Raw genomic sequence first — 17,252 nt, 5'->3', positions numbered from 1 at the left:
GCATCCCTGATTCAAAATTTATTTGGAGACCGTCAAGTGACGCTTGATTCAACACTGGATCTGCCACGGGCAACCGACTTCGTCGATCCGTATTTTTTCTTTTCCAACCGAGACGCCAGCGAAGTGACATTCGTTAGCCCATCGATCCAAAAGATCCTGGGCTACGACCCGAGTACGGTCACTGGTTTGTCTTATCACCATTTTCTGTGCGAAGGCGACCCATTAAACGATGATATTCCAGAGTGCCAACAGGCTGACCTAAGCGACGGCCGCTCGATTACAGCACTGCGTAGTGTAAAAGACAGCAGCGGCGAGCGCCGCATTCTGTTGGTTCACACCGTCGGCGTGGCCGACACCGAAGGTGGTCCGGTCGTACGACGTCATAACATTGCACGCGATGTCACCGAAAGCGTGCAAACGCATACCCATCTGATGGAGCGGTTGCAACAACTAGATCATGCCGCACGTCAAATGACCAGCCAGGAGCGTGAAATCGCCAATCGCATTCTGGAAGGTAAAATGAATCGTGACATCGCTCAAGAATTAGACATCTCAGATCGTACGGTCGAGCGTCGTCGCGCTTCGATCATGAAACATCTGGATGCGGCAACCACGCCTGAACTGGTTTCCAAATTGGTGGAACGTCGAATGTTACACACCTGGACCCTTTCAGCCGCCGATGCACAGTGGCAATCCGCGCGCAACTCGCACTTGGCCGTCGCCGCCGCGGCAATGTAACAGTAGGCCAGGTGAAACCTGGCGGCAGCAGTAGGCCAGGTGAAACCTGGCGTGCCCTTCCACCGGTCACAACCAAAACCCACCAACAGCCCTCCGCAACTCTTCTTCCCCGATCAAGTAAGACTGCTTGCGTTTCCCGCTCCAACGATCCGAAACACCTTTGACCTCCACACGGATCGCTCTCTGCAACTCGGCCTGCTCGGCGAGTGCAAGGGCCAGTTCCAGCTGATAGCGGGCTTGCGGATAGATCGGCGCCAGTCGCCATTGCAACGACCACTGTTCCGCATCCAATGCGTGCCAGCGGTCGGCATCCGCATCTTCGCCTAGGAACGGCTTGGCCTGTGGCGGTAAACGGTCGATCGCCGACTGATGGATTTCGATTTCGGCCCGACTATTGTGCGGTGAATAGAGCGCCCAGGATGTCCAGTGATCCCAATAGCCAAATCGTTCGCCCAGCGGCGCGAGCAACGCAAACAACACAGTCGCTGCAATGGCCCAGCGAAACCCCGCCGGCCGCACGGTCGGACCCGCCGTCGACGGTGCTGTCGGTGCGTTGATTGACGCAACATCGGGTCGGACGAATAGCACCCAACTCTGGGCCGCCAACAATATGTTCCAGGCCAGCACACCCCAACTGTGGTCGAGCGCCCACGGTCCCAAAATCGCGACCAGAGTGACATGCATCGCAATCGCGCCACAACCGGCCAGTTTCCGGGTCAGCGGCAGCATCAACAACAGCGCAACCAACAGTTCGCTGATCGGCAACACAAATGCCAATCGGGTCGCCAGCGCATCGCTGACGCCGCCCACCGGGACGGCCAGTGCATGGATCATTTGATTGCCAACGGTGTGGACAAACTGGAAATCAATCTTCCCACTGGCACTATAAAAATAGACGCTGATCGCGATCGCCATGATCCACGGTCGCGCCGAGCGCCAGCCCAGCCCACCCATCACGATGCCGTACAGAATCGTTTGATAGGCCCAGGGCTGTAGGCGGTGTTGGTCCAACAGCACCGACGCGGCCAGTCCAGCGGCCACCAACCACCACAACCAGCGGCGCTGCACCCCGATTGCGATCGCAGCGAGCGACGCCAGGCTGACGATCAACGCCATGCTGTCAGCGACCAGAGCGACGCCCGCGACCGGCGACCAAGGCAACCAGCTGACGCGCGGGTACCCCACGTCCCATGCCGGTAACGTCACCCACAACGGCAGGGTGACCAGTACCAACACGCCAGCGCCAATGGACCAGACCCGCGCAAACCGCGATCCACTGCTGCGATCCAACGGATCAGATATTTCCGATTCCATTAGCGGGCCAGCAAATCATTTGGCAATTCCGACGGCCAATCACCGGTCAACTTGATCCAACGGATCTTGGCGCTCTGATTCTGCTTTCGCGAGAACCCGGGGCGGGCCGATTCGGTGACGGGAATTTCGGTCAATGGATTGTCGTTGAGCGTCACGACGACCTGATCTCCGTTGCGTGTCATCCGAATCAGATTCCAAGCGTCGACGATCGGCACATTGTCCGTGGCGATCGGAGTCACCGGCGGCTCGAGTTGCGTTGCGGCAACGTATCCCACCGACGCCATGTCATTCGGCAGAACGCTCCAAATAGGAGTCATACCAAGCTCGCTGAGTTCCAACACCGTGCGTCCCAGCGTCGGATGGATGGCGGATGTATCGTCCCACCAAAACGAAAGTTCAATCGACTCGCCATCCAACAACGGACGCAAGTATTGCAACTGTGTGCCCGAGTCGTAGTGATTACTCGATTGGGAATGACGATAGATCAATTCGCCGTCTTTGACATACCACGCATTGTTGAGCGAGCCCTCGGCAGCCTGCTGAAGGTGTTTCTCACGGTTTGCTTTGACCTGTTCGGCATTCTCTTGCTTTGGTCCGATCGGCAACAGTGGATCGATGGCGGCATTGCTGTACGAAAACGAAGCCCAACCGCGCATCGTCGGATCGATCAAATTCAATTCGTCGGGAATCGTCAGTTCACCCTTCAGGATCAACTCACGGACCTCCACGGTGTGTTGTGCCAGGTAGGCAACGGCAACCCAAGGAAAGGACCCTACGGTCTTGTCGGTCGCATAGACCACGCCATTGCAACTGGCTTCGGTTTGCTGAGGCGAAATCTGAAGCGACTCCAGATTGCTTTCGCCGCGTTTGATATTCGAGAGCGGGAATTCACTGTTGTAGTTACTGCCGAGCGCGTTGAGTTTTGCTTTTTGTGTCCATCCCAGGGCAGAGTACATCACACCGCCGTAGGACACATCGACATCGCTGTTGCCTTTTTCGCCCGTCTGAATCGAGAACGTAAAGTCACCTGTCACGGGGTACCGAAACATCAACAGCGAGGTGTCGTCGCCGCTAGTGCCAGTGATCACGCCCTCGGAATTGATCGCGTAGAGCGGCGCCAGATTCGCAGAGTCAGGTTTCAACCGGGACGGAATCGAAACAGAAAGGAAATGCCGCAGCGGCGAATCGCTGCTTGCACCAGCCAGGTTGCCGATCTCGGCGGCCGCGCGAACACGTGAAACCAACGATGCCATTTCATTGTATTGGCCACGCAGGGCATGCATTCGCAATTCCTGTAGCAGCCAATTGACGTTCGCTTTGGGAATGCCCGCGTCGACCGCGCGTGCGGCCAAGAACAAGGCTAGATCCGGAAACACCAGCTTGGGATCCTGTTTATCCGGTTTGGTTGCTGCCAGATGCTTGGCGAGGGCACCGAGTGTTGGGTACAGCCATTTTAGACCACTCTCTTTGCCTTCGATGGCGGCCAAACGGACGATCGACGCAACCACATCCGCTTCATCCCCCTTGCCTGTGCTGCGATCGGAAAAGAACTTGGCCAAGGTCTCCGTTTCACCCAATTCAGCGGCCACGTCAGCCAGCATCAAAATCGTATCGGCCACCGGCACCGCAGCGCTGCAAGTCGGCAACGATTGGATCTCGGTCAGACGCGGCACTTGTCGCGACACCATTGCTGGGACGTCGCTGTAGCGAACCAGTCGGCTCCAGTGCGCGATCGGATCGTCGGCCGATTCGCCCAACGTCAAACGCTTTAGATAGTCGAATCGCTCTTGGGGCGAAAGTTTGGCTGTCTCCAAACAAACCAGCCCTTGAACATTCGATTCATAGCTCGGTCGTTCTTCCTCCAACATCATTTTGCGAAGGAAACCGGTCGAATTTTCCATCAGCCCATCGGTGATCAACTGCGTCAACAGTCGTTCACGGGCTTGGCGGCTATAGCGATCGCGATGTTCGCTGTCGTAGCTCATGTATTGCTGTTTGATCGATTCAAGCTCGGTGGAAATCAAGCTTTTAAAAATGTCTTGATTGCCGTTGGTCGCCGCGGATTTCAGCCGTCGATTGCGAATCCGCGACAACACCTCACGGTGACGATTGGCGGTGTAGCTATCGGTTTGGATCAGACGCCCGGTTCGCGAGAGAATAGTGATTGCCCTATTCTGTGCGGGTTTCAACGATTCGTCATCTGATTCCACCAGCGGCCAAATCGTGCGGACGACCAAATCAATGGTTTCGCTTTTACGATACGAATCCTGCTGCATCTGTGACGTGATACTCTGCAACGATTCGGGTGTCGTCTCGGGGCCCTCGTCGGCTGGCAGCACGCCGTCCAGCGCGGTTGCGAATTGCTCCACGGCACTTTCAATGGCGGCAGGTTGGTTCGCCGCCAGTGCGACATCCACAAGTGCCCCGGCAACGGTCGCTTTGTCGGCCGCGGATTCCAACCGCGATCGCAATGCATCGATCACTTCGTCGCTCCCACCAGCTAGGGCTGCGATTCGTCCCAGCGCCACCGACGCCGACTCGATTTCGAACTGTGTGGCGTTGGAAAAGTTGTCATAGTTTTGACGCGACACGATTTGCTTGGCATAGGGATAGACCGACGTCGGTTGATTGGCGGGCATCACAATCGCGGCCAGGCTGTCCTGAATTTGCAGCAAGGTTTCTTGATCGACAGTGGCCTTTGGGGCTGCATCCGGTGTGTCCTGGGGTGGGGTCGGTTCATTGGCGCCCAGTTTCTGGCCGATCGCATTGGAGTAGTCATTGATGATCTTCAACACGTCCTCTGTCAATTCTTCCAAGCCATCGTCCATGTCCGCGGGCGAACTGGATCGATTTTGGTTGATCGCAAACGCGTCGCCACCGGTGCTGATCTGTCGTAGCGGCGGTCCGTTTTGCAGTGCCAGTTTCAAGGCTCGTGTCGACACGGCGAGCTGACCATTTTGGGCTGCGATGCCGGCGATGTGCAGACAGGCATCGATCTGTGCCGCAGGCAGCAATGCATCTGGCGTGATCAATTTCTCGATTCGATCCAAGAAGGCCTGCAGCGATTCGCCACCTTGGTTGCTAAGTGACGCCGCAGCCAGGTCCAGTGCCGGATCGTTCAACGATTTAGCCACTGCCTGCAAGTAGCTCGCCAGATCCTGGGCGATCGCTTTCGCCGCTTCCAAATCGCTATTGGCAGCCACACTTGCGGTCGTGAATAATCCGGTCAGTGGTCGATACATTTCCGCGGCAGCCACATCAGCAGCCGCGATTTTGGACACATCGGGAAGCCGCGTTTTCAGTTCCTTGGCCAGCGCCGCCAAGTCACCTTGCTCGGTATGCATTGCCAACAAAATTTGCGTCGCGGGGATCGACCAATCATCACTGCGTTTTTCAGATTCGGTTTGCAATTGCTGGGCAAACGTCTGCAGCGATTCTCGCCCGGATTCGGTTTCGGCAGCGGAACGCAGCGCCATTTCGATGCCGGGTTCGGTCTGCGAATCGAACAGCATTTCGACCGGAATCTCTAGCAATTTGATCGCCGGATTGTCGTCACTGCTGGCAACATGGGCGGCCAAGATCTTGATGTACTCGGCCGACGATTTTGAATCGATCTTCTTTGCCACCTGTTCAATTTTCTTGATCGTCTCGGCCGGCGTCATCCGTTGTCCGCCCCACCGTTTTGCTTTGGCAAACTTGCCGGGGTCAGCGGCCAACCGTTGCAAGATCAATAGCGAATCGATGTGAAAACCCATTTCGTCCAACATCGCTGCGATGGATTGGCTGACCTGGATTTCTTGATAGTCTCCATAGCCTGGGTTGTATTGATTGTCGGCTGAGTGATCATTTTGGTTGTACTGATCCATCAGGAACGCGCGGGCCTCTGATTTTTGATCATTGTTGGACAGGGCTTGGACCAACCGATAGCCGACGGTGTACTGTAAATTGTTGTTGGTTTGCCCTTCGCTTTGCTGGGACGTTCGATAGATAGACACCAGCAGCGGATAGCGGTCATCGATGGTGCGAATTTCTTCCAGTATTTGACCGCCCTGCCACAGCAGTCCGCTACTGATTTGCACGGTGTCAGAGTCAGACGATTCTTGCGTGCTAGCTTCGTTTGCCGATGGCAACAATTCGCGGATACGTTCGACCGCTGCGGGCCGTTTCTCGTCGTCGCTGACGTCCATCATCGCGGTCAGAAACGTCGCCGTCTGAGCCAGTTCCTTTTTCTCTTTCACTCGCTCGACAGCTTTCAGAAAACGTTCGCGTCCCTTGGTATCCGTTTTCAGTAATTCCAACGTTCCTTTCAGCGGTCCCATTGCGGTTCCGTTGCTGGAGTAGCTGGTCACATTCCAAAGTCTGGAAGTTTTCGAAAACGCATCGTTACTACAGATCGCATCCAGAATCAGCTTGCGAATCTCGGGAATCTTCTTGCGTTCGGCAGCGGGGATGTCGTCGATGTAGCGGTAGTAGTCTTGTTGCAATTGCGTGTTCTTGAGCGCATGCTTGACGAACTTTCGCTTGGCATCGGAATAGTCTGTTTGGCTGCCGATGCGAAACAGTTCGTCCATGCGGTAGCCGGGGATGGCATCCGGACTGATTTTCACCAGTCTTTCGAACATCGCGTCGCTGTCCTTGCTTTGCTGAACCGCGCGTGTCATTTCGTAGAAATGCTGATTGAACAGTTGCGGGTCTTGGGCAAAGGCATCCAAGTACATCACTGCCGCTTCGTCGTACTTGTTCGCTTTATTGAGCGCCGTGGCTCGGGCGATCAATTGTCGCGGGTCATTGGGCTTGGATTTTGCAATGACCTGCCACAATTGTTCCGCATCCTCCTGTTGGCCGGCTGCGGTGTACAGTTCCGCTAGCTCGATACGTGCCCGAACGGACGATGGTGACGATTCGATACGCCGCTTGGCACGCTCGATCAACGGGTCCAATCGACCGGCGCTGCGCAAGATCGACACGGCTTGTCGGCGGTAGTAGTCGGAATTACTGGCGCTACCGCGACCACTGTTTAACCGCCGCAAAACCGTGTAGGCAACTTCGGCAGCGGCCTCTTTGTCCTCGGCACTCATGAACGACTGCGCGATTTGCAAATCGGTGCGTTCATCACGCGCTCGCCCGCCACGCAATCGCCGTAGCACAGCGGCCGATTTGGAATTCATTCCCAACCGCCGCAATTGGTCGGCCAGCGCCAATTGAGTCGCGGTGTCCATCCGCAACCCGAACAGTCGCTCGGCCGCCTGTTTGGCGCGTTCGACGTCGCCGATCTGTGACGCCAAATTCATCGCCGCCATCTCTTTGCGAACCAGCATCCGACTGTCCAGCGGATCAAACGAGTCGAGTTTCTCCAACGCCACGCGCGGCTGGGCCAATTCGCTGGCAAGCCGGGCTTGTTCAATTTTCAGATCAACGTCGTCTGGATACAGCTCGCAAAGTTGATTGATTCGCTGATAGGTTTTTTGAGGCAGTTTGTTCCACCAGTAGGCGAACGCCGCCAAGATGGCACGCGTTTTCTGTTCATAGGCCGGAGCACCCTCGAGCGGTTGATCCAGGTGCGCGATCACATCGTCGGGGATACTCAATTCACGCGGTGATCGGGTGCCGCTGGCAACCGGCATCAGGCTGGACAATTCTGTCACGACCTGACGCGTCAACAAATCGGATGACAGGGGCGCTTTCACAGTCACCGAATAGAACGAACCGTTCTCGTTTTGCACGTAAGTATTGAGTGTGCCGTCGGACAGGCCACCACTGCGCGACTTGGGGTTGGCACTGGCTCGAATCGCTTCGGCCAAGACCGCATCTAGAATTGCAAAACGATGCTGCTCGACAAACGATTCCCCCTGTTTCCCTGTTCGCAACCAACCGCCAGCCATCCCGGAGGCGCTGTTGGAGACCGCGGCATTGCCGTCGGTATCGCTGCGAACCGCCGGCAGCAAACGAGGCACCAACGCATCACACTGCTCAATTTGATTCAGGCTCAGGTAGAAACTGATCGCGGAAACCAGTTCACGCAGGGAAGCGTCCTCGCCAGGTGGAACCAATTCAAATTCCGCTGCCCGTTCGGTTTGCCCCGTCGATTGAAAGTGGTGGCCCAGAATGGCTCGATAGGTCGTCAGGTTCGACCACGACGCCGCGTTTCGCTGGCTCTTGTCGGCCTTGGCGTCCACCTCCGCTTGTTCATACAGCGACAGCAGCAGTTTGACTTGGTCGTCCGTCAACGTCATTGCATCATCGTCGGACGACTTTTCATCATCCGCTTTGTCGTCGGACGGCGGCGGATCGCTTTTTGCGACTGCAGCCTTGCGGACCTTTTGCATCAACATCGACTTGAGTGATGCCGACCCGTTTTCCGGATCCAATTCGGCTAGACGCCAATTGAGTTGCTCATTTTGTTCACGATTCTGTTGACTGACCGTGTTGTTTGTCCCGTACTGGGCCAATGAGCTGGCGGTCGATTGGAGCGCGCGATATTCCCAAATCTGATTGGCGTCCTGAATTTGGTCGACCTCCGGCAGCTTCGCCTTTTGTTCGATCACAGTTTGAATCTTTTCATTCGCTTCATCCTGCGAATAGGCCTTGCAGATGGCGACCATATCCAATGCGACCGCGATCACGCGTGCATGTCCAAACGACCGTGGCTGGATCAGCCCTCCCTGCGAGGATGAATAACCATAGTTGGCGCTGGCGTAGCGGCCGACTCGGTAGTTGCGAGCAAGTTCGTAACCACTGACCGACCAATACCGGGGACTGGTGTAGTAGTTTGGCGGTCGAGAATTGCTGGACGTGGAAGACACCGTCGGTTTTTTTGCCGTCGGTGGCAACGCGTCCAGTGCAACATCCATCGAGCGGACTTCATCGGCCAGCTCCATCGCTCGACGATGCGGCGCGGGAATCGGGTTGTCATCCTTCGCTGCCGGTTCGCCGTCGGTTTCGGCTTCGCTATCAGTTTCCGTTTGGTACAACAGCAACTCAGCCAGAGTCAGTTTGATGTCCCACAAACTGGGGTCGCGGCGCAGAACTTCTTCACAGATCGCGATACCTGCTTCGTGATCACCGCGGGCGGTGGCGGATCGGATCATCAACCCCAATCGCTGCGGATCGCTGGCCAGGGCGATCCGTTGATTGAGCGCCGTTTTGATGTCGATCAGGTCGGCATCGAGTTGCAATTGGACCAGTTTGAAACGGTTTTCCGGGGTGTCGGCAAGCCCGACAATCCGCTCCTGAAACTCCGCAGCCAACAACACTTCGTCCGACAGATCGCTCAAGCGGACCATGCTCTCGAGCAACGTCACGTCGCGCGGCTGATTGGCCAGCAGGCGGTCGATGGCCGAGCGTGCCGCCCCATAGTCTTGCACCGCCTCATAGGCCGCGGCGGTCATCAATTGCGTGGTTCGTGTGTCCACATCTTCGCGTCCCATTTCGTCGATCCGACGAATCAATTCATCGATTTCAGCCTTGCGCTCATACAGCGGCGCCAGACGCTTGATCATCCCGATGCGGCCATCCGTTTCGTTTTCATAGCGCATCGCTTGCCAGTACAACTCAATCGCCTCTTCGGTTCGGTAGCGATCGGCAAACGTAGATGCCAACATCTTGCGCGGGCCGTTATCACGTGGCGCGACATTCATTGCCCGCCGCAGCGCTGTGAAGCCTTGGTCATCGCGTCCAGCCCGAAACGCCAGACGCGCTAGAAACTGATAGGATTCGGGGCTGGCGGGATTGGCGTCGATCAATGAATCACAAGTCAACAGGGCTTCATCGACCTGCCCCAATCGCATTTGCAGGTCGGCGACGCGTTCCAGATAGTTGGTGCGGAATCGCGTGTCGACCGCCGCCAGTTTCTCAAAGGTTTCCGCAGCATCGGCGAACCGGTTTTGCCGTTCCTGGATTTCCGCAGCGATGATCAAGACATCCACATCTTCAGGCGACAGCTGCTGTGCCTTGGCGATCGACTCGGCGGCTTCGGTCAACTGACCGGCGGCCGAATGCATCATCGCTAGCTGCCGCAAATTTTCGGTTGTCGGTTCAGCGGCCTGTCGCGCGGCGATTTGCTCGGCCAGCGTACCGGCCTGCTGATACGTGACAATGCGGTCTTTGAGCAGTTGTTCTTGTTCGTCCGGTGTTTCCGCGATCGAGCCTGCCGCATCGAGACGCACAAACGCTTGATCAAACTGTTTGGCTTCGCGAAGCACTTTGGCGTAGCGCAATTCCTGGGCAAAGGTCAGATCCAATTCCGAGGCGTCTTTCCAAGCCTGCAACGCCATTTGATTTTCGTCAAACGTGCCAAACACCTCGGCCAACCGGACCAGCGAATCTCGACTGCGCCGGTCTCCTTCGGCCATGGATCGCCAAACTTCGATCGCATCGTCTTTGCGATCAAGCTGGTGCAGGTATTCACCTAAGTACTCGCGGTACTGAGGCGATTCGGGGTCGACGTCAATGGCTTGGCGATACAAGGCAATCGCGTCTTCCTTGCGGTCGATCCCACGCATCCGATCGGCGATTTGCGACAGCGTGACCGCGTCTTCGGATCGATTTTTTGCCAACCGTTTCCAGATATCGACCGCGGCTTGGCGGCGATTCTCCAGCGGTTGTTTTTCGTCCTCCAGCAAGATCTGGCCCCACCGCAGCAGATAGTCTGGGTTGCTCGGGTCGTTAGCGGCCAATTGTTTGTATTGCTCCGCCGCACCAGCCATCTCACCTTTGCTGACCAACACATCGACCAGCGCCAATCGAACCTCGGGGTCATCCGGTGCTTTTTCGACGGCACCCTGCAACGTCTTGGCGGCTTCGTCCAAGCGTCGCGCCGAAACCAAGATGCGGCCCAGCCGGACTTGCAACGCCAAATCGTCCGGGGAATCCGCCAGCTTCTGTTTGTAGTAGTCGGCCAGTGCGTCGTAGTCACCCGATTTAAGAAAGCCGTCTTCGATACGATTGCGAACATCGCTGTACAACCAACTGCCGGGACGCAAGCGCGAAAGGATTTTTTCCAGCGCCGCGGTGGCTTGTTCGGTTTGCCCCAATCGCCGCTGCATCTCGGCGGCTTGCACGGCAAAGGCAATCTTTTCATCATCCTTCCGCGCGGTCGTGGCCAACGCTTCGAAACGTCGCAGCGCTTCATCCAAATTGCCTTCTTCTGCCAATGTGGTCGCGATCTGGCCGCCCACACGCGAGTCACCTGGGAACAGCGATTCGAGTTGTTTCCAAACCGCCAGCGCTTTTTCAGCTTGCCCGGCACGGCCGTAGATGCGACCGAGTTCGGTGAACACCGGCAAGGCTTCGTTGCGTGGCGGTTTGCGGTCGACGGCCCGCTGGATCGCAGCGGCCGCTTTTTCAGTTTGACCGATGGCCAGCAAACTGCGGCCCAAGTAATAGCTGGCGGCAAAATCGTCTGGCAGCAACTGTTCGGCTTTGGCAAACGCCTCGGCCGCCAGCGCCTGTTGCCCACGCTGGGTTTGCAACAGTCCCAGAATCATTCGCTGTTGGCCGGCGTCTTCGGCATCGTCGGGGACATCCAACGAATCAATGAATTCGTCCAAGGAACCGTTCTGAACATGGAACCCATAGACGCGGTCCAGTGACGTTCCTGGTCGAGGACGCCGCTGCAAGACTTGCAGAAAACGATCCGCCATCACCCGTTCACGCTCGATCGCCGCTGATTCGTCAGCAGCGGAATCCTGGCCCCAGGCCGGCAACGGGACGCCGTACAACTGGGCCAGTAACAGTGTGACGAGACAAATCTGTGCCAGTCGTGAAGACTTCTGTGAAAGAAACACGTTTCTTTCCCCTTATGGTCCAAGGTGGACGGTTCCAAAAGACAACATTCAGCGGGCAATCCCAGTTCGACTCAGGTCGCCGGCCTACTTTTCGGCTGGCTAGTATGACGCCAACCACAACCGCGCCGCAAATGTTTGCTGGAAAATACGGTCCGACAACCTAAAATTGGTGCCCCACAGTGAAGTGGGTGTGTTTTCTTCGCCGCGGCGGCAAGCTAAAACAGTCGGCTGTCAAAGTGCACCCATCGCGCGTCTCCAATCGCTCCCGTAGCTCAGCTGGATAGAGCAGCTCATTCCTAAGGGCATCTAAGCTTTGTGCTTTCTCTCGGGATTTACCGTGTTTTGCCGTGTGAATCTCATTTTCTCAGGCAGCGGCAATCAACCAAAAACAACGGTTTTCAACGCTTAGAGGTATACCGGGTATACCGAATGATCTGGGCAGGTAATTCTGCCAAGACTCTAAGAACGAAATTGCTGCGCAGTAAACTCGGTTGCGAACTTCTTTATCAACTCGAATCCAATGGCCGTGAGCCCCGAGGACCTCATTTTTCCATGCACACGATTCCAAACTGAATCGTTGGCGATGTTGCTGGCAAGATCTTGGCCAGTCCACGTTAGAACGATGTCGAAAAACTCATCAAAGCAATCTACTGCCCCGTGGCTACACTGAATAAGGTTCTCGGCAATCATGATCTCCATGTGATAATGAAACGAATCGTCCATGAATCGGATCGGATCTGGGTCGTGATCTTCCGCGGCAAGATTTTTGACCGAAGCGTAGACTTGGTAAATGTCTGGCCTGCCCTCCCAGTTTCGGATTGTCAGCAGTATCCGGCGAACCAAGTCCATGTCACGAATCATTTTCATTGTTCTCGCACTCGCACAGGCAACTGAGTTTGTGCCTTATCTTGGCTTGGTTCGTAACCTGTATCAACCTCCAGGGCTGATTCGCTAAATGATCACTTCATCCGCACCCACCGAAGCCCGTTGTGCATTTGAACGAAATCCGGCTTGACCCGCATCATCCAGCGGCCGGATCGGAAAAGCACCGTCGATCGGGTTCGGCTGATCGGTTCATTGAATCGGTTTTCTTTGGTGGTCTTGAACGATCGCCAGTTCCGCTGGTTCACTTCGCAGACCTCGACAAACACTCCCGCGGCCACCTTAAACGATTGCATCTGATTCCCTCCCTGATCGGTGATGATGCGATTCAGGATTGCAGGGATCGCTGTCACGTCCGGTCAGTTCGTTGTCAGTCGCCGGGTCGTCGGCAGTGACGGTGATGGCAATAGTCCAAATTTTACCTGCCACCAAAAGCTCTTCGAGCGGATACCCCCGCAATGCCCTCTGGAAAGGACCCGGATCGTGCAATCCGACACCCCTCGGCATGGCGGGGTCGACTACACTCTTGTGAGATTTCTACACAGCTTGTTTTCGAACACTCAGACGGACCCGCAATGAGACTTAAAGCAGAATTGGCAGCTTGTAAATCGTCAGACACTCCCGAGCAATTCAAGAAACGCCTGCTTGGACTCTTTGCTGAGCACATGCCCGGCAAAACGCTAGATGACTTGGTGTGCGAGCCAAGCCAGGCAAGGGAGTACTGCGAGATCGTCCGCAAAGATACCGACCTTGAATGGATGCCTGATGTGGTCCCACTGAAGACGTTGTTGAACATTCGAAAGAAAAAGGACTGCCCCAAAGGACTAAAGCGAGAGCGAACAAACCGAAGGCTTGATAAACGCCTGAAGGACGCAGGTTGCAAAATGAAGCCTGACGCCTTTCGCGATCTGTTGGTGAATGCTCATGTGGACATGTACAAAAATCAGACGGTCGACAACTTGGTTTGTCACCCTCGCGAAGCGAGGCAACTCTGCCAGTTCGTACGAAATAAAGCCAAGTGCCCAGACTTGTCAGACGAAATGATTTTGTCAACGTTGATGAACGTTCGAAAGGCTCAGTAGTTGGTCCAAACTGACTCGACCTTTTTCGGCTTCGTCTTCTGACTTGACGCTTTGTTGTCGATTTCAATGTCCGTTCGTTGCCATCCGTGCTTTGACGCAACGCTGTCGTAGAGATCGCATCGGTAGCCGCTCAACGCGAACTTCCCCTGAAGCTTCGCGAGTGTTGACAAAAGCCCCGCATGATCCTCGTCGTTCATCTCGCATGTGTAGGCTTGCTTCACAACCCGAGTCGACGATAGGTATGGCGGATCGCAGTAGAAAAACGTATGCGCTGAATCTTCCCGCTCAATCACTTGGCGGGCATCCTCGCAGTAGATCACAACTCGCTGCAGCCGTTCGTGTGCTTCATCCAATCCCTCGATGGCAGACAGCCAAGACGAAACTTGTTCGTTCATGCCCCGGCGTGTGCGACTGCGGGACATGGTCGCAAAGTCTCGTCCAAGGCCCTGTCGTGACTGTCGGTACCGAATGAAGAACGCAATCGCTCTGTCGGTGCTAGTGCCGTCAACAACATTACAAGCACGCTCAAACTCAACTTTCGAAAACGGTGTCAAGCTGACGCGTTTTTTAAACTCTTCAAAATCGGCGGCCGACTGCAAAACACGCCAAAAGTTTGTCAACTCACCGTAGCGATCGTTGATCACTTCGGAGTGTCGATCAATCATTAACCCGGGCTTGCGGAACAAGACAGCTCCGCCACCGAAAAACGGCTCCACGTAGTGCACATGCTTCGGCATCAACCCGACAATGCGTTCTGCAAGGTAGTGCTTCCCACCATGCCATTTGATAGGTGCGGATCTGCGTTTGGTTGTTGCTTTCATGGTGATCTCTGACGTGTTGGATGACCGTCTTTTTAGCGCCGCGGAGTGGATGGCGCAATACCCAATCGCTGCGTTTTTCAATGATTCGGAGCAAAAGCATGGTCGACACCAACAATCGGCAAGTGTTCGTTAATACCGATTCATCCAGCGCGGACTTCGTCCCCTTGGGTGACACTCATCACCGCCAGCGGAATCTGGTCCTGTGGTTCGCGGACGGCCGATGCGGCCTGTCCTGCATTCATCTTGCCGGCGGATTGCCAGCTATCGTGTGGGCGTCCCTGACGCCTGCTTCAGCGGCCCGTAATACAGCCGACTGGGGATCTCAACCCAGTTTCGCCAGGTCGCATCTGGACCTTGCTGCACGCTGTGACGTGACTGCTCTTCGTCGGTGACACCTGCTGCCATCGCCAACAGCTGCACCATGACGGTGACAACTGCGTTTTCCTTGGCGGTCGACGCCTGGACTCGCACGCCGCAAGTGGTGGTCGTGACTTTCATTGCAGCACTGACTCCGGATCAGATGCCAGCCAGACCAGCAACGCGCGGGAGCATTCCAGCAGGTTCGACGCGGACGTTTCTTTTTTGATTGCGTGGTTCAGTCGCCGCATAGCGTCCTTGGTGACCGCCTGTCGCAGGAACAGCTTGTGCGGCACTTCGGTTGCTGCGGGGTTGGTCAGCCTCTTGCCAGACACCCTGGCCCACGACAGACGCAACAGGGACGCCAGCAGGGCACGAGCGATCGGCAACGCATCGAGCGGTTGGTCAACTGCCATTCGTTCAACGGTGCCGTGAATGGTGTCGTATCGCTCTAGCGTCTCCATCGTGAAGACGATCTTGATCTTTGGTGGCTTGGTTGCCTCAGCAACTTTGACGGCCAGCGGGGCGACGGGTTTCTTTGCGTCCGCGAATGACTGCTTCCGACTTCGGTGCATTTCGAAGCGACGTTGACGGATTTCGTCCAGTGATCGCAGCTGGGTCAACTCGCCTTCGGTTTTGTCGATCTGGTTTGATGTTGTGATCATTGCAGTTTGATTTGAGAGTTTGGTTCGAGAGTGATCAGGAAGACGCTCAGCCGGCCATTGCCAGCGGGCGACGGGCTCGGTTGACGTGTGCAACGGCGTGGTCTCTGAAACGCTTCAGGATCGCGTCGGCGGACTCCATGCGTTCTGCATCGATGTCAACGCCGGCGACTGAATAGCCGACCGGATAGCTGCCCTCCCTGGCTTCGACCATGCCGCGGGCTATTAGATCAGCCAGATACTTGGCCACCGTTTGCGGAGTCGTTCGCAACTCGCTGGTGATTTCGGCAACGGTCGTCCCTGGGCGTCGTCTCAGCAGACGAATCAACGCCTGCTTTCGATTGCTGATCGGTTCAACGATGGATCGCCGCAGTCGAAGCTTGGAGCACTCTCGGCTGATCTGCTTCGGGGTTGGGTCGCCTGGTTCTCGATCCAGCTGGACGGCTGATAGATAACTCATGGGAAAAATCCCCTTGCGCACCGATTCGGCACGCGCACGCCCAAGCGAATCGACACGCTTCAAAAATCGGGCGTTGACTCCCGACCGAATAGGGCATTGCTCCCCGGACTTTTCCGGATCAAAACTTCGCGCACCATTCACGCATCGATTCGCTAGGGCATTTCCTTTGTCAAGAAGTCAACGATTTGGCGTCGTCACCGCTCGGATGAACAACCGAGTCGGTCAAGTCATGATCGTTTTGAAGCAACCACAACAGCCAGACAGAAACCAGAGTTTGCCCGATCCCAACCACCGTTGTCAACAACATTCACAAGAAAAGTTGTTTCGGGTCGCCGCTCGATGTTGACATGGTCAACAGTTGGCTTAACGAAATGTCCCGACGTCGGGACATTTCAAACTCACGGCGATCAACTTCGGCTGGTGCAATCTCGTGTTTATCAAGTTGATAAACAGGTTGCCCCGTTTCGTTCCTGACCGACTTCGCCTCTCCCGCCTCAATCGCCTCATCGATCGCATTGGCAGCGGTCAACTTCTGCACCGTGGATCGAGTGGCTACCAAGTTGGTAGCCACGGCACTGTTGATTTCGTGCCTACCAACTTAGTAGGCACCGGCAAGCCCCGTCTTTTCCAGTTGCGGTCATCATGACCGCAACTGCCCAGTGAGATCACCAATTCACTTATGGGGATTCCCATGTGTGCCGACAAATCGCTTGCCTGAATCGACCGGTTCAATTTTTTGACTCGACCGCTTTCGGAAATTCGGTGCAATTTTTTGTACCGAATTTCAGCCGAGTGCATGATGCACTCAACTGCCTGCATGATAAAGGCAACTGGAGAATGTCTCGCCGGCGAGACATTTCAACCGCTCACTGGGCAACCGAGTGCATGATGCACTCAGTTGGAAAAGACGCCGAATTTCAACTGTGGTCATCATGACCATAGTTGCCCATCGGTCCCCGTCGCAGCTCTGCCGCTGCCGCTGCAATCTCTGCCGGCGTCGGTAGAAACTCAGTGAACCGGCGGCTGGTCCGAACGCGGAATAGCTTTCGTGGCAATCCAGTCTGCCGGCAGGCTTCATCGATCGACAGCCCACGGTGAACCAACTGATTCGCTTCCTGCAGCGCCGTGCCGTAGTCGAAATCTATTCGCAT

Annotated in this window: 12 protein-coding genes; 2 read left to right on the top strand and 10 right to left on the bottom strand. The window is 55.8% G+C overall.

Annotation, left to right across the window (positions count from 1 at the left end; genetic code table 11):
• Positions 1 to 36: 36 nt before the first annotated feature.
• Entirely contained in the window at positions 37 to 738 is a 702-nt protein-coding gene (locus tag NHH03_RS22355) for a LuxR C-terminal-related transcriptional regulator (protein ID WP_253159841.1), read from the top strand.
• Positions 739 to 804: 66 nt separating this feature from the next.
• On the opposite strand, the gene NHH03_RS22350 is transcribed toward NHH03_RS22355, so the two are convergent.
• From NHH03_RS22350 to NHH03_RS22335, 4 genes are all read right to left on the bottom strand, one after another.
• Positions 805 to 2,052, bottom strand: coding sequence for a hypothetical protein (locus tag NHH03_RS22350; RefSeq protein ID WP_253159839.1), 1,248 nt, complete (start codon positions 2,050 to 2,052; stop codon positions 805 to 807).
• On the bottom strand, positions 2,052 to 11,837 hold the full coding sequence (locus NHH03_RS22345) for a tetratricopeptide repeat protein (protein ID WP_253159837.1): 9,786 nt from the start codon (positions 11,835 to 11,837) through the stop codon (positions 2,052 to 2,054). Before NHH03_RS22345 ends, NHH03_RS22350 begins: the two co-directional genes overlap by 1 nt.
• 459 nt (positions 11,838 to 12,296) lie before the next feature.
• A complete protein-coding gene (locus NHH03_RS22340) occupies positions 12,297 to 12,704 on the bottom strand; it encodes a DUF2513 domain-containing protein (protein ID WP_253159835.1) in 408 nt (135 codons plus the stop codon).
• A 92-nt stretch (positions 12,705 to 12,796) separates the two neighbouring features.
• Positions 12,797 to 13,072, bottom strand: coding sequence for a hypothetical protein (locus tag NHH03_RS22335; protein WP_253159833.1), 276 nt, complete (start codon positions 13,070 to 13,072; stop codon positions 12,797 to 12,799).
• Positions 13,073 to 13,294: 222 nt separating this feature from the next.
• On the opposite strand from NHH03_RS22335, the gene NHH03_RS22330 reads away from it, so the two are divergent.
• On the top strand, positions 13,295 to 13,801 hold the full coding sequence (locus NHH03_RS22330) for a hypothetical protein (RefSeq protein WP_253159831.1): 507 nt from the start codon (positions 13,295 to 13,297) through the stop codon (positions 13,799 to 13,801).
• Here NHH03_RS22330 and NHH03_RS22325 read toward each other — a convergent pair.
• From NHH03_RS22325 to NHH03_RS22300, 6 genes are all read right to left on the bottom strand, one after another.
• Positions 13,795 to 14,622 carry a DNA adenine methylase gene (locus NHH03_RS22325; protein ID WP_253159829.1) on the bottom strand — a complete coding sequence of 276 codons (828 nt, stop codon included), beginning with the start codon at positions 14,620 to 14,622 and terminating at the stop codon, positions 13,795 to 13,797. The genes NHH03_RS22330 and NHH03_RS22325 overlap by 7 nt on opposite strands.
• A 261-nt stretch (positions 14,623 to 14,883) precedes the next feature.
• Complete coding sequence (locus tag NHH03_RS22320) at positions 14,884 to 15,120, bottom strand: hypothetical protein (protein WP_253159827.1); 237 nt, start codon at positions 15,118 to 15,120, stop codon at positions 14,884 to 14,886.
• Positions 15,117 to 15,644 (bottom strand): hypothetical protein, encoded by a 528-nt coding sequence (locus NHH03_RS22315; RefSeq protein ID WP_253159825.1) that lies wholly within the window; start codon positions 15,642 to 15,644, stop codon positions 15,117 to 15,119. The genes NHH03_RS22320 and NHH03_RS22315 overlap by 4 nt, the downstream gene beginning before the upstream one ends.
• Before the next feature lie 46 nt (positions 15,645 to 15,690).
• Entirely contained in the window at positions 15,691 to 16,101 is a 411-nt protein-coding gene (locus NHH03_RS22310; RefSeq protein WP_253159823.1) for a MarR family transcriptional regulator, read from the bottom strand.
• 307 nt (positions 16,102 to 16,408) lie between these two features.
• The gene (locus NHH03_RS22305) at positions 16,409 to 16,630 is read right to left on the bottom strand and encodes a hypothetical protein (protein WP_253159821.1); all 222 of its coding nucleotides are present in this window, start codon (positions 16,628 to 16,630) and stop codon (positions 16,409 to 16,411) included.
• A gap of 388 nt (positions 16,631 to 17,018) precedes the next feature.
• Positions 17,019 to 17,252 carry a hypothetical protein gene (locus NHH03_RS22300; protein WP_253159819.1) on the bottom strand — a complete coding sequence of 78 codons (234 nt, stop codon included), beginning with the start codon at positions 17,250 to 17,252 and terminating at the stop codon, positions 17,019 to 17,021.

This window comes from Stieleria tagensis, assembly GCF_024129865.1.
GTDB lineage: Bacteria > Planctomycetota > Planctomycetia > Pirellulales > Pirellulaceae > Stieleria > Stieleria tagensis.
Note: the sequence above shows the minus strand (reverse complement) of the source record. Positions and strands in the feature narration are given on the sequence as shown.